Consider the following 20,350-nt stretch of genomic DNA (forward strand, 5'->3'; position numbering starts at 1 on the left):
TTCGCTTCAATCAAGGGCCTATGGTCGACCAGGTATCATTGATCGCGCAGCCATGATTTCACGTCGTCACTTCCTCCGCTCCGTTGGCGGATTGACCGCCGCCAGCGCCTCGACCGCGGCCTATGGCGTCAGCGAGCCGGTCGTTCGGCTCACGCTCACGCGCTACGATTTGTCGCCACGGCGATGGCCGGCGGATTTTCCGCTGAGGATCGCCGCGCTCGCCGACATTCATGCCTGCGATCCCTGGATGTCGCTCGATCGCATCGCCGAGATCGTCGACCGCACCAACGCGCTGAATGCCGACATCGTCGTCATGCTCGGCGATTACGTCGCGGGGCTTCGTCACGTCACCCGCTTCATTCCGGCGTCGGAATGGGCTGCGGTGCTCGCTGGCCTGAAGGCGCCGCTCGGCGTGCATGCCGTCCTCGGCAATCACGATTATTGGGAAGACAAGATCCTGCAGCGCCACGGGCAGGGCATCCCGGTTGCCCGCCGGGCGCTGGAGCGGGTGGGCATTCCCGTCTACGAGAACGACGTGCTGCGGCTGACCAAGGACGGCCGGCCGTTCTGGCTCGCCGGCCTCGGCGACCAGCTCGCCTATCTGCCGGCGCGGCGCTTTCGCCGCATCGCGCATGTCGGTGTCGACGATCTCGGTGCCACGCTCGCCAAGGTCACCGACGATGCGCCGGTGATCCTGCTCGCGCACGAGCCCGACATCGCGCTCCGCGTACCCTCGCGCGTCGCGCTGCAACTGTCCGGCCACACCCATGGCGGCCAGGTACGGCTGCTCGGCTGGTCGCCCGCGGTGCCCGTGAAGCACGGCATGCGGCTCGCCTATGGCCACCTCAAGCTGAAGACCGACGTCATCGTCTCCGGCGGCCTTGGCTGCAGCATCATGCCGTTCCGCCTCGGCGTGCCGCCAGAGATCGTGCAGGTGACGCTCGGCGCAAAGGGGCCGCTGGTCTCCTGACCACGCTTGCGCCGGCGTGCTATTTTGCGCACAACGAGCGAAACGTAGCGCAATCGGGGGCCGCAATTGACCTCACCCATTCTCGACGGCCAGATCCGCGACGGTCGCCACCACATGCAGGTCCGCGTCTATTACGAGGACACCGATTTTTCCGGCATCGTCTATCACGCCAACTATCTGCGCTTCATGGAGCGCGGGCGCACCAACCATCTCCGCCTGATGGGCGCCGAGCAGCAGGCGCTGTTCGAGGAGGCGCAGGAGGAGACCGGTGGGTTTGCCTTCGTCGTGCGCTCGATGACGCTCGACTTCCTTAAACCCGCGCGGATGGACGATGTCCTCGACGTCGTCACCTGGCCGATCGCGGTGAAGGGCGCGTCCATCACGCTGGCGCAGGAGGTCAGGCGCGGCGATGACGTGCTTGTGAAGGCCGAGGTCCGCGTCGCGTTCGTCAGCGGCGGCCGCGCGCAGCCGATTCCGAAGACCATTCGCGCGCTGATGAAGGCCGATATGGCCTAGCTATCGGGCGATAGGAAACGCCCCATCGACTCACCACGGGGCGGCGATAGATTTGCGCGTGACCACAACCGCGAGGGATCGCCGATGTCACGCCCGCCGCTTCCACCTTTCAATCGCGAGACCGCCGCGCAGAAGGCGCGCATGGCGGAGGATGCCTGGAATTCACGCGATCCCGCGCGGGTCGCGCTTGCCTATACCGAGGACAGCCGCTGGCGCAACCGCTCCGAGGTGTTTCAGGGCCGCGAGGCGATCGTGGCCTTCCTCACCCGCAAATGGGAGAAGGAGCTCGACTATCGCCTGATCAAGGATCTCTGGGCGTTCGACGGCAACCGCATCGCGGTGCGCTTCCAGTACGAGTGGCACGATGCCGGCGGCAACTGGTTTCGCTCCTACGGCAACGAGCAGTGGGAGTTCGACGAGCACGGCCTGATGCGTCGGCGCGAGGCCTCGATCAACGACATCGCGATCGCCGAGAAGGACCGTCGCTTCCACTGGCCCGCGCCAGGCCCGCGCCCGGCCGATGTGCCGGGGCTTGGCCAAGAGCCGTTCTGATTGCTCTCGTAGCCCGGATGCAGCGAAGCGAAATCCGGGAGAGTCATTTGCAAGATCAGTCCCGGATTGCGCTGCGCTCCATCCGGGTTACGGATCATCGTTTTGGCGCGAGCTTGGCCGTCGTGCTTCGAGACGCGCGTTCCGCGCTCCTCAGCATGACGGAGTGGGGGCGAGCCCGTTGGGCTATCCTTTGCCCAGCCATCGAATCTTGACCCGTCATCCCTGCGTAACGGCTTCGCCGTTATCGCTGGAGGTGCTCCCGCAGCGAGCCTCGAAGGATGAACGGCCCCCGAGTCCGGAGGCCGTCGTGTCCGACGAGAAGGCTCCGTGCCCTACGCCGCAGCCTTGTGGCGGACGATTTCGGCTTTGTAGAGCTCGAACTCCTCCGCGATCGCCTTCGCGACCGAGGGCCGCGTGCGCAGGCGCTCGTAATAGGCCTTCAGCGCTGGCCACTTCGCGAGCTCGATCGGCGGGGTCGCCATCGTCCAGTTGATGACGGTGACGAGATAGGCGTCGGCGACGCTGAAATGGTCGAGCAGATAGTCGCGGCCCTTCAGGTGATCCTCGAGATAGTCAAGCCGCGAGGTGTACTTCTCCAGCGCATAGGCCTTGGCCTCCGGCGGCGCCTTCTTGTCGAGCAGCGGCAGGAACAGGCCCTTGTGCAGCTCGGTGCCGATGAAGCAGAGCCATTGATGCAGCCGCGAGCGCTCGACATTCGATGTCGTGCCGATGCCGGCCTGCGGAAAGCGGTCCGCGACATATTGCAGGATCGCCGCGTTCTCGGTCAGCACCACGCCGTCGTCGGTGCGCAGCGTCGGCACCAGCCCAAGCGGGTTGACCTTGTTGAAGTCGGATCCGTCGTTGCGCACCTGCTTGGTCTTGGGATCGACCTCGAGATAGTTGGCCGGCTGGCCGGCCTCGTACAGCGCGACACGGGTCGCCATCGAGCAGGCGAGCGGCGAGAAATAAAGGTCCATGGGTGCCTCCTTGGCTGTGCTGGGCGCGGATCTGCCGGCCGGGTTGATTTTTGTACTGTATCGAATAATATCGGGAAGGTCAAGGAATTTAATGCGAAATGGTACAAAAAAATAGGAAGCCGCCATCTGCTGCCAAAATCGAGGTGCCGATTGCACCGAAACGGCGCGGGCGGCCGCGCGCCTACGTGCCCGACGTCGCGCTCGGCAAGGCGCTCGATCTGTTCAGGCGCGACGGGTTCGCCGCGACCTCGCTCGACGATCTCAGCGCCGCCACCGGAATGAACCGGCCGAGCCTCTACAGCGCGTTCGGCGACAAGCGCGAGCTCTACATCAAGAGCTATCAGCGCTATCGCGATGACGCGCGTGCCGCGATGGTCGACATCTTCCGCGCCGAGGCACCGCTTCGGGAGCGGCTGGCGCAGATCTACGCCATTGCGCTCGACATCTACACCGAAGGGGATTCGCCGCGCGGCTGCTTCACGGTGATGACCGCAGCCTCCGAAGCGGTGGCGGATCCTGATATCCGCGCCATGGTGGTGGAGGGCTTCACCGAGCTCGACAAGGCGTTTTCGATCTGCTTCCGCTTCGCCAGGGAGCGCGGCGAGTTGCCGGATACGGCCGATGCGGCCGCACTGGCTCATCTCGCATCCGCCACCATCCACACCATCGCGATCCGCGCCCGCGCCCGCGTGCCGCGCAAGGAGCTGGAAGCGATCGTGCAGGGGGCCATCGACGTGATGTGCGCCACCGCGAGGACGCCGGGGAAATAGCCGGAAGATCAGGCGTCCGACGATCTCAGTTGTTTGCGGCTTAGTAGCCCCGCTTGCGATCCACGAGGTTTTCGAGTTCGCCGCCGGCCTCGAAGCGCGCGATCTGCTGCGCGACATATTTCGAGATCTCGTCGGCGTCGGTATCGGCGGCGTTGTGCGGCGTCAGCACCACCTTGGGATGGCTCCAGAACGGGCTCGCCTCGGGCAGTGGCTCGGTCTCGTAGACGTCGAGCGAGGCCGCGCCCAGTGTGCCGTCGTCGAGCGCGCGCAGGATGTCCGCCTCGTTCTGCAGGCCGCCGCGGCCGGCATTGATGATCACGGGCGCGCCGAGCGGGCTATCCCGGTTCAGCTCCGCGAACACATCGCGGTTGAGGACGTGCCGTGTCTCCGGTGTCAGCGGCAGCAGGCAGACCAGGATGTTGGTCTGGCGCAGGAATGCATCCAGCCCGTCGGCGCCGTGGAAGCAGGCGATGCCGTCGATCCGCTTCTCGCTGCGGCTCCAGCCGACCACGCGGAAGCCCAGCGCGCGGAGCGCGTGCGCAGAAGCAGCGCCCAGCGTGCCGAGCCCCATGATGCCGACGGTGAGCGCGCCCGCCGCCCATTGGTATTTCGGCGCCCAGCGCTTCAGTCGCTGCGACTCGCGCAAGTACAGCTCCTGCCGGTGGTGCATCAGCACATGCAGCACGACATATTCGGTCATGCGGTCGGTGAGATCGCCGACCGCGACCCGCACCAGCGGTACGTCGGGCAGGGAGCGGTCGGCCATCAGCGCATCGACGCCGGCGCCGAGATTGAAGATGACGCGCAGATTGCCGAACGCGGCCAGCTCGCCGGGCTTCGGCTTCCACACCGCGGCATAGTGCACCTCGGCCGGATCGAGCGCCGGGTCCGGCAGCAGCATCACGCGGCGGTCAGGGCAGACCGCGTCGAACCGCGCCTTCCAGCGCGCCGGCGACCAGTTTTCCGTGCCGCCGTTCACCAGCAGCGCGAGTGCGCCCTTACTCATCCAGATACCTCCAACCTCTCTGTCGCGGAACGGGGCGGGCCCGCCCTGGTCTCCTGCCATCAACAGGGGAGAACTTCCATGCGCAAGCTGTTCCTGATATCGGCCTTTGTGTCGGCCAGCGGACCGCAGCCATCGGAACCTGCAAGCAAAATTTCTTTCGCGTCCCTGTCGGGCGCGGGCATAATCGTTCGTTCTTGGAATGAACGGAGATGCCTTTCGATGCTGTACGCGATCCTCTGCTACCACGACGAAGACATGGTCGGCTCCTGGAGCAAGGAGCACGACGCCGCCGTCATGCAGAAACTGTCCGTGGTGCAGGACAAGCTCGCCAAGCAGGGCCGGCTCGGCCCGGTGGCGCGCCTGCTGCCGACCACGGCCGCGACCACGCTGCGCAAGGACGATCCGCCGCTGGTGCTGGACGGTCCGTTCGCCGAGACCAAGGAGCAACTGCTCGGCTTCTACGTCGTCGACTGCAAGAACCTCGACGAAGCGCTCGACGTCGCCCGCGATCTCGGCGCGGCCAATCCCGGCGGCACCTATGAGATCCGCCCGGTCGGCGTCTTCAAGCCGGGGAGTGTCAAGCCGTGACCGATACCGCCTGGATCGATGCCGCGCTGACGTCTGCGCGTCCCCAGGCGGTCGGCGCGCTGCTGCGCTATTTCCGCAATCTCGACACCGCCGAGGAGGCTTTCCAGAATGCCTGCCTGCGAGCGCTGAAGAGCTGGCCGCAGAACGGTCCGCCGCGCGATCCCGCGGCGTGGCTGATCATGGTCGGCCGCAACGTCGCGATCGACGATATCAGGCGCAACAGGAAGCAGGAGCCGTTGCCCGAGGATGACCAGACGATCTCCGATCTCGACGACGCCGAGGACGAGATTGCCGAACGGCTCGACGGCTCGCATTATCGCGACGACATCCTGCGGCTGCTGTTCATCTGCTGCCACAAGGACCTGCCGGCGACGCAGCAGATCGCACTCGCCTTGCGCATCGTCTCCGGCCTGACGGTCAAGCAGATCGCGCGCGCCTTCCTGGTCTCTGAGGCCGCGATGGAGCAGCGCATCACGCGGGCCAAGGCGCGCGTCGCCGATGCCAAGGTGCCGTTCGAGACGCCGGGTGCGGTCGAGCGCAGCGAGCGGCTCGCCGCCGTTGCCGCGATGATCTATCTGATCTTCAACGAGGGCTATTCCGCCGGCGGCGACACCGCCGACATCCGCTCGCCGCTGTGCGAGGAGGCGATTCGGCTTGCCCGCCTGCTGCTCCGCCTGTTCCAGAGCGAGCCGGAGATCATGGGGCTGACGGCGCTGTTGCTGCTGCAGCACGCCCGCGCGGCGGCGCGTTTCGATGCCGACGGCCAGGTGATCCTGCTCGACGACCAGGACCGCAGCCTGTGGAATCAGGAGCTGATCGCCGAGGGCCTGGCGCTGATCGACAAGGCGATGCGCCACCGCCGGAGCGGACCGTATCAGGTGCAGGCGGCGATCGCGGCACTTCACGCCCGCGCCGGGACGCCTGAGGATACCGACTGGACGCAGATCGATCTGCTTTACGGCGCGCTCGAGGTCATGCAGCCCTCTCCGGTGGTGACGCTCAACCGCGCGGTGGCCGTCTCCAAGGTGAGGGGCGCCGAAGCCGCCCTCGAGATGATCGAGCCACTGGCGCCGCGGCTCTCCAACTATTTCCATTATTTCGGCGTGCGCGGCGCCTTCCTGATGCAGCTTGGCCGCAACGACGAAGCGCGCGTCGCCTTCGACCGCGCCATCGCGCTCGCCAACACCACCGCCGAAGCCGCCCACATCCGCATGCATATCGACCGCCTGATGCGCGACAGCCAGCCGCGCAATGCGGGGGCGAAGTAGTGTCGCTCGACTGCGCGTTGTACGAGTGCAAGTTGAGAAACTTGCCGTGGGATACCCCACTCCCTAGCCCTCCCCCACAAGGGGGAACCCTTCCGCCTGTGCCTCCTTCACGCGAAAGCAGATGGCGTGTGCGCACCAGCGACCAGTCGTGCACGGCCTCGCGAATGCCCTGTCCTCGGCATCCGACCACGTAAGGTGAGCACATTGGTCAGGCTCCCTCCCCCCTTGCGGGGGAGAGATGGGGAGAGGGGTAAGCCCCGGGCGAACTGATCGATGTGTGCATCACTCCCGCAACGCCAGTCGTATGCCGTTCAAGCGCGCGAGCAGAAGAGCGGGCGCTGTCCCGTCGCGGCTCCTGGAAAAATCTCCACCCCACTGTCGGCCATGCATTCCTCCGTTCGTCATAGAGGCAGAGCATCACCAATCCCTGCGGAGCCAGCCATGCCGACCAATGCGGAGATCGAAGTCTCGAAGCCTGCGCGCATCACCGGCCGCATCATGAGCGGCCTTGTCATCGCCTTCCTGCTGTTCGACGGCGCAATCAAGCTGGTGCCGTGGCCGGTCGTCACGGACACGATGGACAAGATGGGCTTTGGCGCGAGCGAGACGCTGGCGCGCAGCCTCGGCATCATCACCATCGTCTGCACATTGCTCTATTCCGTGCCGCCGACCTCGATCCTCGGCGCGATCCTGCTCACCGGCTATCTCGGCGGCGCGATCGCATCCCATGTGCGGATCGGCAGCCCGCTGTTCACGCACACGCTGTTCGGGCTTTATCTCGGCCTGATGGTGTGGGGCGGGCTGTATCTGCGCGATAGCAATCTGCGCGCGCTGCTTCCGTTTCGTCGCTGACCGTTCTTCAATCCATTCTCGCGGAGACCGTCGTGCTCGAGATGAAGCGCACCTATGATGGTGCTGCGAACGGCAAGGGCGCGGTCTATGCCTGGGACGGCAACAGGAATGTCGGTTCCGGCCGGATGGAGATCCTGGACGCCCAGGCGCCGTCGAAGATCGTGATCAAGCTCGACTTCCTCACGCCGTTCGAGGGCCACAACGCCGCCGAGTTCACAATGCTGCCGCAGGGCGATGCGACCAACGTCACATGGACCATGTACGGTCCGGCTGCCTTCATGTCGAAGCTGATGCAGGTGTTCATGAACCTGGATCACATGATCGGCAAGGATGGTCGGTCTCGCCAATCTGAAGACGCTCGCCGAAAAATAACTACACCAAGGAGCACGCGATGCAGGTCAATCCCTATCTTTCCTTCGACGGCAATTGCGACGCCGCGCTGAAACATTACCAGAAGGTGCTGGGCGCGCGGATCGAGGAATCCTTCCCCTACGGAGAGGGCAATGCGGAGATGCAGACGCCGCCCGGGTGGAAGGACAAGATCATGCACGCCAGGATCACGATCGATGGCGAGATCATCATGGCGTCCGACGCACCTCCCGGCCATTTCCAGAAGCCACAGGGGTTTCATGTCGCGCTGCAGGTCGAGGATCCGACTGAGGCCGAACGCCGGTTCACGGCGCTCGCCGAGGGCGGCACCGTCACCATGCCGTTCGGCAAGACCTTCTTCTCCAACGGCTTCGGCATGTGCGTCGATCAGTTCGGCATCCCCTGGATGGTGAACTGCCCGGCGCAGATGTAGCCGCTGCCGATCCTTTGAGTTGTACCCTGTGTGACCATCACCCTGAGGAGGCCGCAACGCGGCCGTCTCGAAGGGCGACGGCCCGACTGTGGCTGTGCATCCTTCGAGGCTCGCACGGGCTCGCGCCTCCAGCGACAACGGCAAGCCGTTGCGCGGGAATGGCGGGCCAGCAGCGTCAGCGCGTCAAGAGAGACGGCAAGACGCGAGCTATCGGCACCGCGGATAGAGAGCCGCGAGCTCGCGGCCGCGCAGCAGGAGCAGTCGCGAGCTCAGTCCGCCGCGGCGGATGATCCAGCCGCGCACCGGTTGCGGATAGGCCTCCAGCACCGCTTCCGATGCTTCGGGCTCCGCATAGGTCCGGCCGCGGCCGTCGATCGAGCGCGCAGCGTGGAAGCCGAGCACGGCGCGCCGCGTCACGCAGATGCGGTCGTGCGGCACCATCGAGAGCACCAGCGTGCAGGCCGACAGGCACGGACCGTCGATCACCACGCGCTCTCCGGATTCGCGAACCTTGTCGAACAGTTCGATAAAGGGGCCGACCGGTCCGCCGGGGCTTGCAAGAATGCGCACCTCGGCGTGCGCGGAGGCAACCGTTGCACAGAGGCCGGCCGCAGCGAGAAGCATCTTCATCAGCGCAATCCTCCCCGCCGGTGCGATCAGGGTCGCACCGCATCTGTTGCGCGAAGACATGCGCGCGGATCGGGGCATCATCAAGACCGATACCCCGTCTCGGGCAAAAATCAGGCTGCGGACAGATTTGGTCCATATGAACCGGGAGAACGGTTCGGCAGCGTCCCCCTCAGTCGGCGCCGGAGACGCCGGCCTCGGCAAAGGTCGCCATGCCGCCGTGACAGGCGAGCGCCGCGCGCAGGAGCAGGATCGCAACGGCGGCGCCGGAAGCCTCGCCGAGCCGCATGTCGAGATCGAGAAGGGGAACAAGTTGGAGCTCGCGCAGCAATTCGCGATGCCCGAGCTCGGCCGACACATGCCCGGCCCGGCAATGCGCAAGGATATCGGGCGCGAGCCGCGCCAGCGGCAACACCGCCGAGGTCGACACGAAGCCGTCGAGCAGCACCGGAATGCGCCTGGCCCGAGCGGCCAGCACGGCGCCCGCGATGGCCGCGAGTTCGCGGCCGCCGAGCGACATTGCGACCGCCAGCGGATCGTCGAGCAGGCCGTGATGGAATTTCAGCGCCGCATCGATGGTGACGCGCTTGCGCTGCAGGCCCGCATCGTCGACGCCGGTGCCGCGGCCGGCCCAGCGCGCGCCGCGTCCGCCCATCAACGCCGCGCAGAGTGTCGCGGCCACCGTTGTATTGGCGATGCCCATCTCGCCCAGCACCAGCAGGTCGGATTGGTCGGGCACCGTACGCCAGCCGGTGTCGAGGGCCGTGAGGAAATCGGCCGGGTCCATGGCCGGCGCAATCGTGAAATCGCGCGTCGGCCGCCCAAGCTCGATCGGCTCGACGCGCAACTCGGCGCCGGAAAGCCTGGCGATCTGGTTGATCGCAGCACCGCCGCCCGCGAAATTCGCCACCATCTGCGCGGTGACCTCCGACGGATAGGCGGAGACGCCGCGCGCGGCGATGCCGTGATTGCCGGCGAACACGGCGATGGTGACGCGGTCGAGCCGGGGCAGCTCACGCCGCTGCCAGCGCGCCAGCCAGATCGCGAGGTCCTCCAGGCGCCCGAGGCTGCCCGGCGGCTTGGTCAGGTTCTGCTGGCGCCGTGCGGCCGCCTCCGCGCATCCATCGTCGCCTCCGGGGAGGTCGCGACAAAAGCTGCGGATGTCGTCTAGAGTGTTGAACTGCATGCGATTCCCTCGTCGAGCGGGGCCGCAAGCTAATTCAATTTGCAGGCCGCTACCATGGATCAATGGCTCCAGGATCTCAGGATAGCCACCGGCTTTCTGACCCGCCTGCCGATGCCGCATCCCAATGGTGCGCGGCCGGAGAATTTCGTGCGGGCGCAGCGGCTCTTTCCGCTGGTCGGCGCCTTGATCGGGGCGGCGATCGGGCTCGTCTGCCTGCTCCTGCGCGTGACCGGCGTGCCGGATCTGGCGGCCGCGGCACTCGCGCTCGGCGGCGGCGCGCTCCTGACCGGCGCTCTGCACGAGGATGGGCTGGCCGATGTCGCGGACGGTTTTGGCGGCGGCCGCGATACCGCCGCCAAGCTCGAGATCATGCGCGACAGCCGGCTCGGCACCTATGGCGCGCTGACGCTGGTGGTGAGCTTTACCGCCAAGCTCGCGGCGGTGGCGGCGATCCCCGATGGCGCCGTCGTGCAGAGCCTGATCGCCGCGCATGCGCTCGGCCGCGGCGTGCTGCCATGGCTGTCGATCAGCCTGCCTTACGCGCGCAAGGATGGGCTCGCGGCCAATGCCGGCCGACCCGACGCCGCGATTGCGGCGGTCGCGGCCGCCATCGCGCTGGCGATTGCCTTGCTGTCGTTACGCTTCTCCGATGCGCTGCTGGCGGCGATCGCGGCAGGCGCCGGCGCATGCGTCGTCGCATTGCTGGCAAAACGGCACATCGGCGGCCAGACCGGCGACGTGCTCGGCGGCGCGGAGCAGGTCGCGGAGACCGCGATCCTGGTGCTGCTCGCGGCACGGCTCGGGTGAGCGCAATGCCTGGCGAAACGCATCTCTGGCTGATCCGCCACGCGCCGGTCGACGGGCCGCGCGGCGTGATCCACGCGCCCGATGCGCCGGCCGATCTCGGCGATGCCGCGGCATTCGCGGCGTTGCAGGCGCGGCTGCCGGCCGGTGCCTTCGCCGTCTGCAGCCCGGCGCGGCGCACGCGCGAGACCGCGGTCCGGCTTGGCCTTGACGCGATCGAGGACGAGGCTTTCCGCGAGCAGGATTTTGGCGACTGGACCGGACGGCGGCACAACGAGCTCGAGGCCGAGCTCAGCGCGGCCTATCGCGCGTTCTGGAACGCGCCGGGCCACAACCGGCCGCCCGGCGGCGAGAGTTTTGCCGATCAGATCACGCGCGCGCGGGCGGGGCTAGCGCGCCTGCCCGCAGGCGACGCGGTGCTGGTCGTGCATTCCGGCACCATCCGCGCGATCCTTGCGATCGCGCTCGATCTCGCACCCGAGACCGCACTGCGCTTTGTGATCGATCCACTGTCATTGACGCGGATCGATTGGCTGGAACATGCGTGGCGTGTGGTCACCGTGAATGGGCGCTAGACCGGATACGAAGTGCTATCCATTCCGCCGCTGGCCGCGCAGCGTCGGCAGGCCGATGCCGGCGGCGTCAAAGCCGCCGTCGACGGCGAGGATCTGTCCGGTGATGTAGCTGGCGCGATCCGAGCACAGGAAGAAGATCGCTTCCGCCAGCTCCTCCTCCAGCCCGTAGCGGTTGAGCGGGATCGCGTCGTGATAGTCGGCGCGGATCGCCGGCGTGTGCACCGCTTTGGCCATCGCGGTCTCGACCGGGCCCGGCGCGACGCCGTTGACGCGGATGCCGAGCGAAGCGAGCTCGACCGCGAGCTGCTTGGTGAGATGCGCAAGCCCCGCCTTGCTGGTGCCGTAGGCCGAGCGCAGCGTCGAGGCGCGCACCGCCGAGATCGAGGTGATGTTGACGATCGCGCCGCCGCCGTGCTCGCGCATCAGGGGCGCGGCCGCCTTGGTGCACAGGAAGGGGCCGGTGAGGTTCACCGCCATGATGCGGCGCCAGTCGGCGTCCGAGGTCTCCAGCACCGGCGCGAACACGGCAACGCCGGCGTTGTTCACGAGCGCGTCGAGCCGGCCGAAGTGGCGATTGATCGAAGCGATCGCCGCCGCCACGCCATCGGCGTCGGAAACGTCGCAGGTCAGCGCCAGCGTGTCGTCACCTTTCTTCAGCGCCGCGACCGCGCTGTCCAGCAACGCGCCCTCGATATCGAGCAGCGCAACGCGCCAACCCTCGGCGAGAAAGCGCTTCGCCACGGCCAGCCCAATGCCGCGCGCGGCGCCGGTGACGAGTGCGACTTTGGAGGGAGACGAGGTCATGATGCGGTCCATTGTTCGGGCGAGCGGTGTCTGCTCGCAGTCAACGGAGCGTCTGCGACCTTTATCCTGCGATGTCAACCGTGCGACATTGTCTCCAATATCCGCGGCCGATGTGCTCTCTCACCCAGCATGCTGCCGCGAAAATAATTGCCACAGGAGATGTCGGCGCGGCCGCCTGCGGTTCGTCCTGTGGCCGCTGACCTGATGATGGAGCTCCGATGTCGCTGACACTGCATTACCACCCACTGTCCTCGTTCTGTTGGAAGGCGCTCGTCGCGCTTTACGAAAACGGCACGCCGTTCACGCCGAACCTGGTCAATCTCGGCGATCCCGACCAGCGCGCGGCGCTGCTCCGGATATCGCCGATCGGCCGCTTCCCCGTGCTCAGCGACGGGGCGAGGGGAGAGACGGTACCGGAATCCAGCATCATCATCGAATATCTCGACCGGCATTACCCTGCTGCCACGCGGTTGATCCCGGAGGATCCCGACCTCGCGCTCAAGACCCGGCTGCGCGACCGCTTGCTCGACCTCTATGTCCATCTGCCGATGCAGAAGATCGTCGGCGACCGGCTTCGCCCGGCGGACAAGAAGGACCCGCATGGCGTGGCGGAGGCGCGGGCGCAGCTCCGCACCTCGTATGCGATGCTGGACCAGCAGCTCGCGCATGGCGGCTGGATGATGGGCGACAGCTTCACCCTGGCCGATTGCTCCGCCGCGCCGACCCTGTTCTACGGCAACAAGGTCGAGCCGCTTGCGGATAGTCACCGGCTTCTGGCCGCCTATCTGGAACGGCTGACAGCGCGGCCGTCCTTCGCGCGCGTGCTCCGGGAGGCCGAGCCCTATTTCGGCATGTTCCCCAAGGAGAGCTGAGGTCCAATCCGGCCGTCAGAAAAATCCGGCCTGGTTGTCTTGATTGGCCGGTTCCGTTCGTCTTCCACCCGAGGCCTGCGAGGGATTGTCCCGCCGAATCGCGCGCGCCCGAGCATGTGGAGACGACATGGCTGCAGCTGGCAACAAGGGGGAGATCGTCCGTGCAATCTTCGCCGCCTATCTCGCCGACGATCGCAGGACGGTCGAGCAGGCGTTCGCGGACGACTTCCGTTTCAATACGCCCTATGGCGAGAACATCGACAAGCCGAGATATTTCACCGAGTGCTGGCGCAGCAGCGACTGGATCAGCCGCCACGAGATCGAGCGGATCATGGTCGAGGGAGGTGAGGTCTTCGTCACCTATCGCTGCGTCGCCAAGGACGGCAAGAGCTTTCGCAACACCGAGTTCTTCGTGTTCGACGGCGACAAGGTGAAGCGCATCGACGTCTATTTCGGCCCCTCGCACCAGAACGGTGCGCTGGTCCGGCAGGATCGCTGAGGGCGGTGGCAAGGCCGATCTTGCAGGCCAAAGTCAATGACGTGCGAAATTATTTCCCGCCACGTGTCGGTTGTGCAAAACCCCGGCCGTCTTACATCCGAGAGCCGGTCCGGGTTCGAACCGGACCGACGTCAAACCAAAGGGTGCCATGCAATGCGTTTCATGATGTTGATGATCCCGCTCGGCTATGAGAGCGCGCCGGCCAAGCTCGACCTCGACCCCGAGCGCGTCGCCGCGATGATGAAATACAATCAGGCACTGAAGGATGCCGGCGTGCTGATCACGCTCGAAGGCCTGCATCCGCCGGCCACCGGCGCGCGCGTCTCGTTCGCGACCGGCACGCCCGTGGTCACCGACGGCCCGTTCACCGAGTCCAAGGAGGTGATCGGCGGCTTCTGGATGATCGAGGTCGCCTCGCGCGCCGAGGCGATCGAATGGGCCAAGCAGTGCCCGGCCTCCGGCAACGAGATCATCGAGATCCGCCAGGTGCAGGAGATCGGGGATTTCTCCGAGGAGGTCCAAGAGGCCGCCGCCACCTTCGAGCATCCGCAGGGCGGCTGGGGCAAGGCGCTGCGCTGATTCACCGACCGATCGTCAATCCACCAACCGCAACGGAGCAGCACATGAGCACGACCAACACATTCCTCGCCGTCTATCTCGGCAGCAAGGGCGGCCCGCGCATGGAGGCCTGGAACAAGATGCCGGAGGCCGAGCGGCGCGCCAAGGAGCAGCAGGGCATGGCCGCCTGGGGCGCCTGGGTCGAGAAGCATCACGACGCGATCGTCGAGATGGGCGGTCCGCTCGGCAAGACCAAGAAGGTCGACGCCAACGCGATCGCCGACATCACCAACGCGATGACGGGCTTCACCGTGGTGCGCGCCGCCTCGCACGAGGCCGCCGCAAAACTGTTCGAGAACCACCCGCACTTCACGATCTTCCCCGGCGAGGCGGTCGAGATCATGCCTGTGCTGCCGATCCCGGGGCGCTAACTCGGCATCGCCCGCAGGAGCGGTCCGCTGATCTTGATGAAGGCCGCGTCCGCCGCTAGTGACCTTTGCTGCCGGCTCATGTAAAAGTTATTCACATGAGCTGGAGCAAGGACCAGGGCCGTACCGAGCGCGGCTACCATCACGGCAATCTCAAGGAAGCGTTGCTGCAGGCCGCGCTCGACCTGATCTCGAAGAAGGGGCCGGCCGGCTTCACCTTCGCCGACGCCGCGCGCATGGCCGGCGTCAGCCCTGCCGCGCCCTATCGGCATTTCCGCGACCGTGAGGAATTGCTCGCCAGCATCGCGCAGCGCGGCTTCGAGCAGTTCGAGGCATTGCTGACAGCGGCCTGGGACGACGGGCGCCCCGACACCGTCACGGCATTCGAGCGCGTCGGCAAGGCCTACCTCGCCTTCGCGCGCGAGGAGCCCGCGTTCTACTCGGCGATGTTCGAGTCCGGGCTGCCGCCCGACGCCAACCCGACATTGATGGCTGCGAGCGAGCGCGCCTTCGCGATCATCCGCGCCGCCGCCGAGCGGCTCGCGGCGCTGGCGCCGCCCGGCATGCCGCGTCCGCCGGCGATGATGATGGCGCTGCACATCTGGGCGATGTCGCACGGCGTGGCCTCGCTGTTCGGCCGCGGCGATGCCGCGCGGCGCAAGCTGCCGATGTCGCCGGAGGAATTGCTGGAAGCCGAAGTACTGATCTATCTGCGCGGCCTCGGCTTCCCGACCGATCGCAGGGCCGACGCCGCGGCGGCCGAGCAAAAGCCCGCTGGTCCCTGGGGCAAGCCGAAATAGGGTTCCAAAAATAATCCCAGGGGTGCGTCATCCGCGCTGCTTGACTTTCCGAAGGGATCAGCTAGGTATGTAAATGTTATTTACATTCACAACGGCGTGATGCCGTGATGGAGAAGGTCAATGGCCTACACCGCTGATGTCAATCGCTGGCGCGGCCCCGTCGATGAATCGTACCCCCCGCACATGCACGTGTACTGGGCGCCGTGGCATCCCCTGAAGATCGCCCTGATCATCCTCGGCTTCATGATCTGGTGGCCGATCGGTCTCGCCCTTCTCCTTTTCACACTCGGGAGCAGAAAAATGGCCTGTTGGAGTCACCACGATATGGATCGCTGGCAGAACAAGATGGAGCGGATGCAGTACAAGGTGGACCGCATGCGCGACCGCATGGAGCGCCGCGGCTTCGGCTGGGGCTTCGGCCCGCCCACGAGCGGCAACCGCGCCTTCGATGAGTATCGCGCCGAGACGCTGCGCCGTCTGGAAGAGGAGCAGAAGGAGTTCAAGGATTTCCTGAGCCGTCTGCGCCACGCCAAGGACAAGGAAGAGTTCGACGCCTTCATGGCGCAGCACCGCACCCGTCCGACTCCGCCGAACGATCAGCCGCCCGAGCCGCCCCAGCCGCCGCAGGGTTGAGCGTCACGCGGAAGACCTGAGCCTTCAGGCGATGTGCCCCCATAGCACCTGAATGGCCGCGAGCCGCCCGCTTGCCCCACGCAAGCGGGCGGTTTGCGTTTTGGGGGAATGGCAGTGCTGTGAGGTGAGCACGCTGGGTCAGGCTCCCTCTCCCGCTTGCGGGGGGCCGAGGCGAGCGAAGCTCGCTCTCGAGGGTGGGGTGGGGGCTCTCTCCACAATTTGTATCGCGGAGATAGCCCCCACCCGCATCGCAACGCAGATGCGATCCGGCCTCCCCGCAAGCGGGAGAGGCGAACGTAGCTCGCGGATAGCCTAAGGCCGCAGCAAACTATACATTCGATCCATGGATCGCGTCGATCACGGCATCCGTGACTTCCTTCGTTGTCGCCTTGCCGCCGACGTCGGGCGTCAGCACGCCGGCCGCGCACACTTTCTCGACTGCGGCCATCAGGCGCGCGGCGGCGTCCTTCTCGCCGAGATGCTCCAGCATCTGCGCGCCGGTCCAGAAGGTGGCGACCGGATTGGCGATGCCCTTGCCGGTGATGTCGAAGGCCGAGCCGTGGATCGGCTCGAACATCGAGGGGAAGCGGCGTTCGGGATCGATGTTGCCGGTCGGCGCGACGCCGAGGCTGCCGGCCAATGCGCCGGCGAGATCGGAAAGAATGTCGGCGTGCAGATTGGTGGCGACGATGGTGTCGAGGCTCTTCGGATGCAGCGTCATGCGCACCGTCATGGCGTCGACCAGCATCTTGTCCCAGGTCACGTCGGGGAATTCCGCGGCGACTTCCGCCGCGATCTCGTCCCACATCACCATGCCGTGGCGCTGCGCGTTCGATTTGGTGACCACGGTAAGCAGCTTGCGCGGCCGCGACTGCGCGAGCTGGAACGCGTAGAGCATGATCCGCGTCACGCCGACGCGGGTGAACACGGCCACTTCGGTGCCGACCTCTTCCGGCAGGCCCCTGTGCGCGCGGCCGCCCATGCCGGCATATTCGCCTTCGGAATTCTCGCGCACGATCACCCAGTCGAGATCGCCGACGCCGGCATTGCGCAGCGGCGAGGCGACGCCGGGCAGGATCTTGGTCGGCCGCACATTGGCGTACTGGTCGAAGCCCTGGCAGATCGGCAGGCGCAGGCCCCACAGCGTGATGTGATCGGGCACGTCGGGCGCGCCGACCGCGCCGAAATAGATCGCGTCGAACTTTTTCAGCTCGGCGAGGCCGTCGGCCGGCATCATCACGCCGTGCTTCTTGTAATGGTCCGAGCCCCAGTCGAAGGTCTTGACGTTGAAGCTGATGTCGCCGGTGCGTTTTGCCAGAGCCTCGAGCACGCGGACACCGGCCGAGATCACTTCGGGGCCGATGCCGTCGGCGGGGATGGCGGCGATGGAATGGGTGCGCATGAAAACCTCCTGATTGCGAGTGGGGTCAGTGGGACCGGGCAGGTGATGGTTGATGGGCGACGCTCGCTTTGGTGTTCGCCCGCGACAGCAGCAGCGTGAGCACGGCCGAGAGCACCAGCAGGCCGGCGACGAAGTAGAGGCCGCCGTCGAAACTGCCGGTGCGCTCCTTGATCCAGCCGATCATGGCCGGTCCGACGAAGCCGCCGAGATTGCCGATCGAGTTGATGGTGGCGATGCCGGCTGCGGCGGCCGAGCCGGACAGGAACATGGTCGGCATGCTCCACAGCGGCGGCTTCGATGAGGAGATGCCGATATTGACCAGGGTCAGCGCCGCGATCACGGCGGCTAGCCCGCTCCACAGTCCCGCCAGCGCAAGTCCGGCGGCCGCGATCAGACAGGCGATCACCACATGCCAGGTGCGCTCGCCGGTACGGTCCGAATGCCGCGCCCACAGGATCATCGCGATCACGGCGACGGTCGCAGGCACCGCGTTGAGGAAGCCGACCGCAAGCGACGACAGGCCGAACTGCTTGATGATCTGCGGCGCCCAGACGCCGAGCGTGTAGAGACCTGCCGAGGTGCCGAAATAGACCAGCGACAGCGCGAGCACGCGCGGATCGGCGAGCCCGCGCCAGACGCTGTGGCTCGCGGTCGCGGCCTTGCCGTCGTTCTCCGCTTTCATGGTCCTGAACAGCCAGTCGCGCTCGTCGTCGGCGAGCCATTTGGCCTGCTCCGGCCGGTCGGTCAGGAAACCAAGCACGACGAAGCCGAGGATGACGGCCGGCACCGCCTCCAGCACGAACAGCCACTGCCAGCCCTTGAAGCCAAGCACGCCATCCATTTCGAGCAGCGCCCCTGATACCGGCGAGCCCAGCACGGTCGACAGCGGCGCCGCCGCCATGAACAGCGCGGTGACGGCCGCGCGCTGGCGCGCCGGAAACCAGTAGGAGAGATAAAGGATGATGCCGGGGAAGAAGCCGGCTTCCGCGGCGCCGAGCAGGAAGCGCAGCACATAGAAGCTGGTCGCGCCCTGCACCAGCGCCATCGCGGCCGAGACGAGGCCCCAGGTGATCATCACCCGTGCGATCCAGATCCGCGCGCCGATCCTGTGCAGGATGATGTTGGAGGGCACCTCGAACAGGAAGTAGCCCCAGAAGAAGATACCGGCGCCGAAGCCGTACACCGTCGGTGACAGCCCGATGTCCTTGTTCATGGTCAGCGACGCGAAGCCGATGTTGACGCGGTCGATGAAGGCCACGAAGTACAGCAGCATGATGAATGGAACGATGCGCAGTGAGATCTTGCGCAACACGCGCGTCTGAAGCTCGCCGGCCATGGACCTCCCTCGGGTTGGTGTTCTTCTTGGCACGCGATGAGAGGCAGTTGAGGCGGGGTATCCGCGGTCCACCCTTCGCCGCTCCCGCTTGCGGGGGAGGCCGGATTGCATCGCAGATGCAATCCGGGTGGGGGCTTTCTCCACAGGGGGACTCGCGGTGGCACCCCCACCCTCCCCCGCAAGCGGGAGAGCAATCCCTCCCTGGATGCAGCTCAACTGCCGTCATCACGTTCCATGGCGCGCCTTGCGCGCCAACGCGAAGCCTAGAAGAACCTAGTCTTTCCCTTCAAGGCGCGCGGGTTTATACAAAAAAATGATATAATCGCGAGCCGTCATTGCGAGGAGCGGATGCGACGAAGCAATCCATCCCTTCTCGTCTGCGATGGCAACGGATTGAAGGAACACCTCTTGGACCTGCATCAGCTCCGCTGCTTCGTGGCCGCCGCCGAGGAGTTGCATTTCGGCCGTGCCGCGCAGCGCCTGCAGATGCTGCCTTCGGCGCTCGGCCGGCACATCAAGCTCTTGGAGGAAGACCTCGGCGCGCGGCTGTTTGCGCGGACCACGCGTGCAGTGTCGCTGACCGAGGACGGCGCCGTGCTGCTGCGCGAGGGGCGGGCATTGTTGAACCGCGCGGAGGCAATCGAGGACGGTTTCCGCAAGCGCTTGCGCAGGCCATCGACGCGGCGGTTCCGGATCGGCGCCATCGACAGCGCCGCAGCCGGCCTGCTGCCGCCTCTCCTGCGCGATGTCCGCAGCGCGCATCCCGACATCGCCGTGCAGCTTCTCGAAGAGAAGACCATCCGGCTTTTGCCGAAGCTGCTCTCCGGTGCGCTCGATCTCGCTTTCGTGCGTCCGCCGGAACGCCCCGACCGGCGCATCGAGTTTGTGTCGCTGCTGCAGGAGACCGCAGTGGTCGCCGTGTCGCGAAAGCATGCGCTGGCGCGGCGGCCGGTGATGTCGCTGGCCGATATCGCGGACCAGCCCTTGATCGTGCCAGCGCGCCGCTCGCGGCCGCACAGCCATGATCTCACCGTCAAACTGTTCGACGAGGCCGGGCTGACGCCGCGCATCCACCAGATCGCCGACGAGAAGCAGACCATCGTCAACATGGTCGCGGCGCGGCTCGGCGTCGCCATCGTGCCGCGCTGGACCTCGCGAATGGCGATCCCCGGCGTCCGCTTCGTGCCGCTCAGGCTGAAGCGCGGCAGCAGCGCCGGCCGCCTGCCGCTCGCCGCCGCATGGCTGAGGGGTTCGCGCGATCCGATCCGAGATCAGGTGATTGCCGTGCTCGATGCGCGATTGAAGAGTTACGCGCGCGAGGCGTGAGTAAAGCGCGTGAACAAGCCCGTGAGGTGAGCACGCGGCCCAAGCTCCCTCCGCCCTTGCGGGCAGGGCAATCGCATATGACATCGGCGAGCTCCGGGGCAGACGTTTCCACGTCGTCATGGCCAGGCCTGTCCCGGCCATCCACGTCTTCCTTCTTCCTTCACGTGGAAAACCAAAGACGTGGATGCCCGGGACAAGC

At 66.3% G+C, this 20,350-nt stretch carries 24 protein-coding genes and 1 pseudogene; 18 read left to right on the forward strand and 7 right to left on the reverse strand.

Annotated elements, in window-relative coordinates:
- Window positions 1-52: 52 nt before the first annotated feature.
- From MTX23_RS05770 to MTX23_RS05780, 3 genes are all read left to right on the forward strand, one after another.
- The gene (locus tag MTX23_RS05770; protein ID WP_280975667.1) at window positions 53-970 is read left to right on the forward strand and encodes a metallophosphoesterase; all 918 of its coding nucleotides are present in this window, start codon (window positions 53-55) and stop codon (window positions 968-970) included.
- Between the two features lie 66 nt (window positions 971-1,036).
- Window positions 1,037-1,486, forward strand: a complete 450-nt coding sequence (ybgC, locus tag MTX23_RS05775; RefSeq protein WP_280975668.1) for a tol-pal system-associated acyl-CoA thioesterase — start codon at window positions 1,037-1,039, stop codon at window positions 1,484-1,486.
- Between the two features lie 84 nt (window positions 1,487-1,570).
- Entirely contained in the window at window positions 1,571-2,038 is a 468-nt protein-coding gene (locus MTX23_RS05780; protein WP_280975669.1) for a nuclear transport factor 2 family protein, read from the forward strand.
- Between the two features lie 332 nt (window positions 2,039-2,370).
- Here MTX23_RS05780 and MTX23_RS05785 read toward each other — a convergent pair whose 3' ends face one another.
- Window positions 2,371-3,015 (reverse strand): glutathione binding-like protein, encoded by a 645-nt coding sequence (locus tag MTX23_RS05785; protein ID WP_280975670.1) that lies wholly within the window; start codon window positions 3,013-3,015, stop codon window positions 2,371-2,373.
- A 98-nt stretch (window positions 3,016-3,113) separates the two neighbouring features.
- On the opposite strand from MTX23_RS05785, the gene MTX23_RS05790 reads away from it, so the two are divergent.
- The gene (locus MTX23_RS05790) at window positions 3,114-3,785 is read left to right on the forward strand and encodes a TetR/AcrR family transcriptional regulator (RefSeq protein ID WP_280975671.1); all 672 of its coding nucleotides are present in this window, start codon (window positions 3,114-3,116) and stop codon (window positions 3,783-3,785) included.
- A gap of 40 nt (window positions 3,786-3,825) precedes the next feature.
- Here the strand turns inward: MTX23_RS05790 and MTX23_RS05795 are convergent, their stop codons facing one another.
- Complete coding sequence (locus MTX23_RS05795; protein ID WP_280975672.1) at window positions 3,826-4,791, reverse strand: glyoxylate/hydroxypyruvate reductase A; 966 nt, start codon at window positions 4,789-4,791, stop codon at window positions 3,826-3,828.
- Between the two features lie 219 nt (window positions 4,792-5,010).
- Between MTX23_RS05795 and MTX23_RS05800 the strand changes: the two genes are divergently transcribed.
- From MTX23_RS05800 to MTX23_RS05820, 5 genes and pseudogenes are all read left to right on the forward strand, one after another.
- Window positions 5,011-5,379: a YciI family protein gene (locus MTX23_RS05800; RefSeq protein ID WP_280975673.1), complete on the forward strand. Its 369-nt coding sequence runs from the start codon at window positions 5,011-5,013 to the stop codon at window positions 5,377-5,379.
- The gene (locus MTX23_RS05805) at window positions 5,376-6,647 is read left to right on the forward strand and encodes an RNA polymerase sigma factor (protein ID WP_280975674.1); all 1,272 of its coding nucleotides are present in this window, start codon (window positions 5,376-5,378) and stop codon (window positions 6,645-6,647) included. The genes MTX23_RS05800 and MTX23_RS05805 overlap by 4 nt, the downstream gene beginning before the upstream one ends.
- A 441-nt stretch (window positions 6,648-7,088) precedes the next feature.
- Window positions 7,089-7,499 carry a DoxX family protein gene (locus MTX23_RS05810; protein ID WP_280975675.1) on the forward strand — a complete coding sequence of 137 codons (411 nt, stop codon included), beginning with the start codon at window positions 7,089-7,091 and terminating at the stop codon, window positions 7,497-7,499.
- Window positions 7,500-7,540: 41 nt separating this feature from the next.
- A pseudogene (locus MTX23_RS05815) lies at window positions 7,541-7,871 on the forward strand (SRPBCC family protein); the annotation flags it as partial.
- 19 nt (window positions 7,872-7,890) lie between these two features.
- Complete coding sequence (locus MTX23_RS05820; protein WP_280975676.1) at window positions 7,891-8,301, forward strand: VOC family protein; 411 nt, start codon at window positions 7,891-7,893, stop codon at window positions 8,299-8,301.
- 207 nt (window positions 8,302-8,508) lie between these two features.
- Here the strand turns inward: MTX23_RS05820 and MTX23_RS05825 are convergent, their stop codons facing one another.
- Both MTX23_RS05825 and cobT read right to left on the reverse strand, forming a co-directional pair.
- Window positions 8,509-8,931: a hypothetical protein gene (locus tag MTX23_RS05825; protein ID WP_280975677.1), complete on the reverse strand. Its 423-nt coding sequence runs from the start codon at window positions 8,929-8,931 to the stop codon at window positions 8,509-8,511.
- Window positions 8,932-9,100: 169 nt separating this feature from the next.
- Complete coding sequence (gene cobT / locus MTX23_RS05830; RefSeq protein ID WP_280975678.1) at window positions 9,101-10,114, reverse strand: nicotinate-nucleotide--dimethylbenzimidazole phosphoribosyltransferase; 1,014 nt, start codon at window positions 10,112-10,114, stop codon at window positions 9,101-9,103.
- Between the two features lie 54 nt (window positions 10,115-10,168).
- Here cobT and cobS point away from each other — a divergent pair, with 54 nt between their 5' ends.
- Window positions 10,169-10,921 carry an adenosylcobinamide-GDP ribazoletransferase gene (cobS, locus tag MTX23_RS05835; RefSeq protein WP_280975679.1) on the forward strand — a complete coding sequence of 251 codons (753 nt, stop codon included), beginning with the start codon at window positions 10,169-10,171 and terminating at the stop codon, window positions 10,919-10,921.
- Between the two features lie 5 nt (window positions 10,922-10,926).
- Window positions 10,927-11,493, forward strand: a complete 567-nt coding sequence (locus MTX23_RS05840; RefSeq protein ID WP_280975680.1) for a histidine phosphatase family protein — start codon at window positions 10,927-10,929, stop codon at window positions 11,491-11,493.
- A gap of 15 nt (window positions 11,494-11,508) precedes the next feature.
- Here the strand turns inward: MTX23_RS05840 and MTX23_RS05845 are convergent, their stop codons facing one another.
- Window positions 11,509-12,297 (reverse strand): SDR family oxidoreductase, encoded by a 789-nt coding sequence (locus tag MTX23_RS05845; protein ID WP_280975681.1) that lies wholly within the window; start codon window positions 12,295-12,297, stop codon window positions 11,509-11,511.
- Window positions 12,298-12,515: 218 nt separating this feature from the next.
- Here MTX23_RS05845 and MTX23_RS05850 point away from each other — a divergent pair, with 218 nt between their 5' ends.
- The 6 genes from MTX23_RS05850 to MTX23_RS05875 all read left to right on the forward strand — a co-directional run bounded on the left by MTX23_RS05850 (window position 12,516) and on the right by MTX23_RS05875 (window position 16,087).
- The gene (locus MTX23_RS05850) at window positions 12,516-13,169 is read left to right on the forward strand and encodes a glutathione S-transferase family protein (protein ID WP_280975682.1); all 654 of its coding nucleotides are present in this window, start codon (window positions 12,516-12,518) and stop codon (window positions 13,167-13,169) included.
- 127 nt (window positions 13,170-13,296) lie between these two features.
- Window positions 13,297-13,668 (forward strand): nuclear transport factor 2 family protein, encoded by a 372-nt coding sequence (locus MTX23_RS05855; RefSeq protein ID WP_280975683.1) that lies wholly within the window; start codon window positions 13,297-13,299, stop codon window positions 13,666-13,668.
- A 153-nt stretch (window positions 13,669-13,821) separates the two neighbouring features.
- Window positions 13,822-14,247 carry a YciI family protein gene (locus MTX23_RS05860; RefSeq protein WP_280975684.1) on the forward strand — a complete coding sequence of 142 codons (426 nt, stop codon included), beginning with the start codon at window positions 13,822-13,824 and terminating at the stop codon, window positions 14,245-14,247.
- A gap of 44 nt (window positions 14,248-14,291) precedes the next feature.
- Complete coding sequence (locus MTX23_RS05865) at window positions 14,292-14,657, forward strand: hypothetical protein (protein ID WP_280975685.1); 366 nt, start codon at window positions 14,292-14,294, stop codon at window positions 14,655-14,657.
- A 95-nt stretch (window positions 14,658-14,752) separates the two neighbouring features.
- Window positions 14,753-15,454 (forward strand): TetR/AcrR family transcriptional regulator, encoded by a 702-nt coding sequence (locus tag MTX23_RS05870; protein ID WP_280975686.1) that lies wholly within the window; start codon window positions 14,753-14,755, stop codon window positions 15,452-15,454.
- A gap of 120 nt (window positions 15,455-15,574) precedes the next feature.
- Window positions 15,575-16,087, forward strand: coding sequence for a DUF2852 domain-containing protein (locus MTX23_RS05875; protein WP_280975687.1), 513 nt, complete (start codon window positions 15,575-15,577; stop codon window positions 16,085-16,087).
- Window positions 16,088-16,415: 328 nt separating this feature from the next.
- Here MTX23_RS05875 and MTX23_RS05880 read toward each other — a convergent pair whose 3' ends face one another.
- The gene (locus MTX23_RS05880; RefSeq protein ID WP_280975688.1) at window positions 16,416-17,489 is read right to left on the reverse strand and encodes a tartrate dehydrogenase; all 1,074 of its coding nucleotides are present in this window, start codon (window positions 17,487-17,489) and stop codon (window positions 16,416-16,418) included.
- Between the two features lie 25 nt (window positions 17,490-17,514).
- Window positions 17,515-18,825 carry an MFS transporter gene (locus MTX23_RS05885; protein WP_280975689.1) on the reverse strand — a complete coding sequence of 437 codons (1,311 nt, stop codon included), beginning with the start codon at window positions 18,823-18,825 and terminating at the stop codon, window positions 17,515-17,517.
- 408 nt (window positions 18,826-19,233) lie between these two features.
- Here MTX23_RS05885 and MTX23_RS05890 point away from each other — a divergent pair, with 408 nt between their 5' ends.
- Window positions 19,234-20,151: a LysR family transcriptional regulator gene (locus tag MTX23_RS05890; RefSeq protein WP_280975690.1), complete on the forward strand. Its 918-nt coding sequence runs from the start codon at window positions 19,234-19,236 to the stop codon at window positions 20,149-20,151.
- Window positions 20,152-20,350: the final 199 nt, after the last annotated feature.

Origin of the sequence: Bradyrhizobium sp. ISRA436 (assembly GCF_029910015.1) — a bacterium.
Classification (GTDB): Bacteria; Pseudomonadota; Alphaproteobacteria; order Rhizobiales; family Xanthobacteraceae; genus Bradyrhizobium.

Bases quoted from the DNA above. Each gene is read 5' to 3' on its own strand.
- MTX23_RS05785 (WP_280975670.1), bottom strand. From the start codon at position 3,015: ATGGACCTTTATTTCTCGCCGCTCGCCTGCTCGATGGCGACCCGTGTC.
- MTX23_RS05845 (WP_280975681.1), bottom strand. From the start codon at position 12,297: ATGACCTCGTCTCCCTCCAAAGTCGCACTCGTCACCGGCGCCGCGCGC.
- MTX23_RS05820 (WP_280975676.1), top strand. From the start codon at position 7,891: ATGCAGGTCAATCCCTATCTTTCCTTCGACGGCAATTGCGACGCCGCG.
- MTX23_RS05810 (WP_280975675.1), top strand. From the start codon at position 7,089: ATGCCGACCAATGCGGAGATCGAAGTCTCGAAGCCTGCGCGCATCACC.
- MTX23_RS05855 (WP_280975683.1), top strand. From the start codon at position 13,297: ATGGCTGCAGCTGGCAACAAGGGGGAGATCGTCCGTGCAATCTTCGCC.
- MTX23_RS05860 (WP_280975684.1), top strand. From the start codon at position 13,822: ATGCGTTTCATGATGTTGATGATCCCGCTCGGCTATGAGAGCGCGCCG.
- cobT (WP_280975678.1), bottom strand. From the start codon at position 10,114: ATGCAGTTCAACACTCTAGACGACATCCGCAGCTTTTGTCGCGACCTC.
- MTX23_RS05840 (WP_280975680.1), top strand. From the start codon at position 10,927: ATGCCTGGCGAAACGCATCTCTGGCTGATCCGCCACGCGCCGGTCGAC.
- MTX23_RS05865 (WP_280975685.1), top strand. From the start codon at position 14,292: ATGAGCACGACCAACACATTCCTCGCCGTCTATCTCGGCAGCAAGGGC.
- MTX23_RS05795 (WP_280975672.1), bottom strand. From the start codon at position 4,791: ATGAGTAAGGGCGCACTCGCGCTGCTGGTGAACGGCGGCACGGAAAAC.
- cobS (WP_280975679.1), top strand. From the start codon at position 10,169: ATGGATCAATGGCTCCAGGATCTCAGGATAGCCACCGGCTTTCTGACC.
- MTX23_RS05790 (WP_280975671.1), top strand. From the start codon at position 3,114: ATGGTACAAAAAAATAGGAAGCCGCCATCTGCTGCCAAAATCGAGGTG.
- MTX23_RS05780 (WP_280975669.1), top strand. From the start codon at position 1,571: ATGTCACGCCCGCCGCTTCCACCTTTCAATCGCGAGACCGCCGCGCAG.
- MTX23_RS05850 (WP_280975682.1), top strand. From the start codon at position 12,516: ATGTCGCTGACACTGCATTACCACCCACTGTCCTCGTTCTGTTGGAAG.
- MTX23_RS05870 (WP_280975686.1), top strand. From the start codon at position 14,753: ATGAGCTGGAGCAAGGACCAGGGCCGTACCGAGCGCGGCTACCATCAC.
- MTX23_RS05770 (WP_280975667.1), top strand. From the start codon at position 53: ATGATTTCACGTCGTCACTTCCTCCGCTCCGTTGGCGGATTGACCGCC.
- MTX23_RS05825 (WP_280975677.1), bottom strand. From the start codon at position 8,931: ATGAAGATGCTTCTCGCTGCGGCCGGCCTCTGTGCAACGGTTGCCTCC.
- MTX23_RS05885 (WP_280975689.1), bottom strand. From the start codon at position 18,825: ATGGCCGGCGAGCTTCAGACGCGCGTGTTGCGCAAGATCTCACTGCGC.
- MTX23_RS05800 (WP_280975673.1), top strand. From the start codon at position 5,011: ATGCTGTACGCGATCCTCTGCTACCACGACGAAGACATGGTCGGCTCC.
- MTX23_RS05880 (WP_280975688.1), bottom strand. From the start codon at position 17,489: ATGCGCACCCATTCCATCGCCGCCATCCCCGCCGACGGCATCGGCCCC.
- MTX23_RS05875 (WP_280975687.1), top strand. From the start codon at position 15,575: ATGGCCTACACCGCTGATGTCAATCGCTGGCGCGGCCCCGTCGATGAA.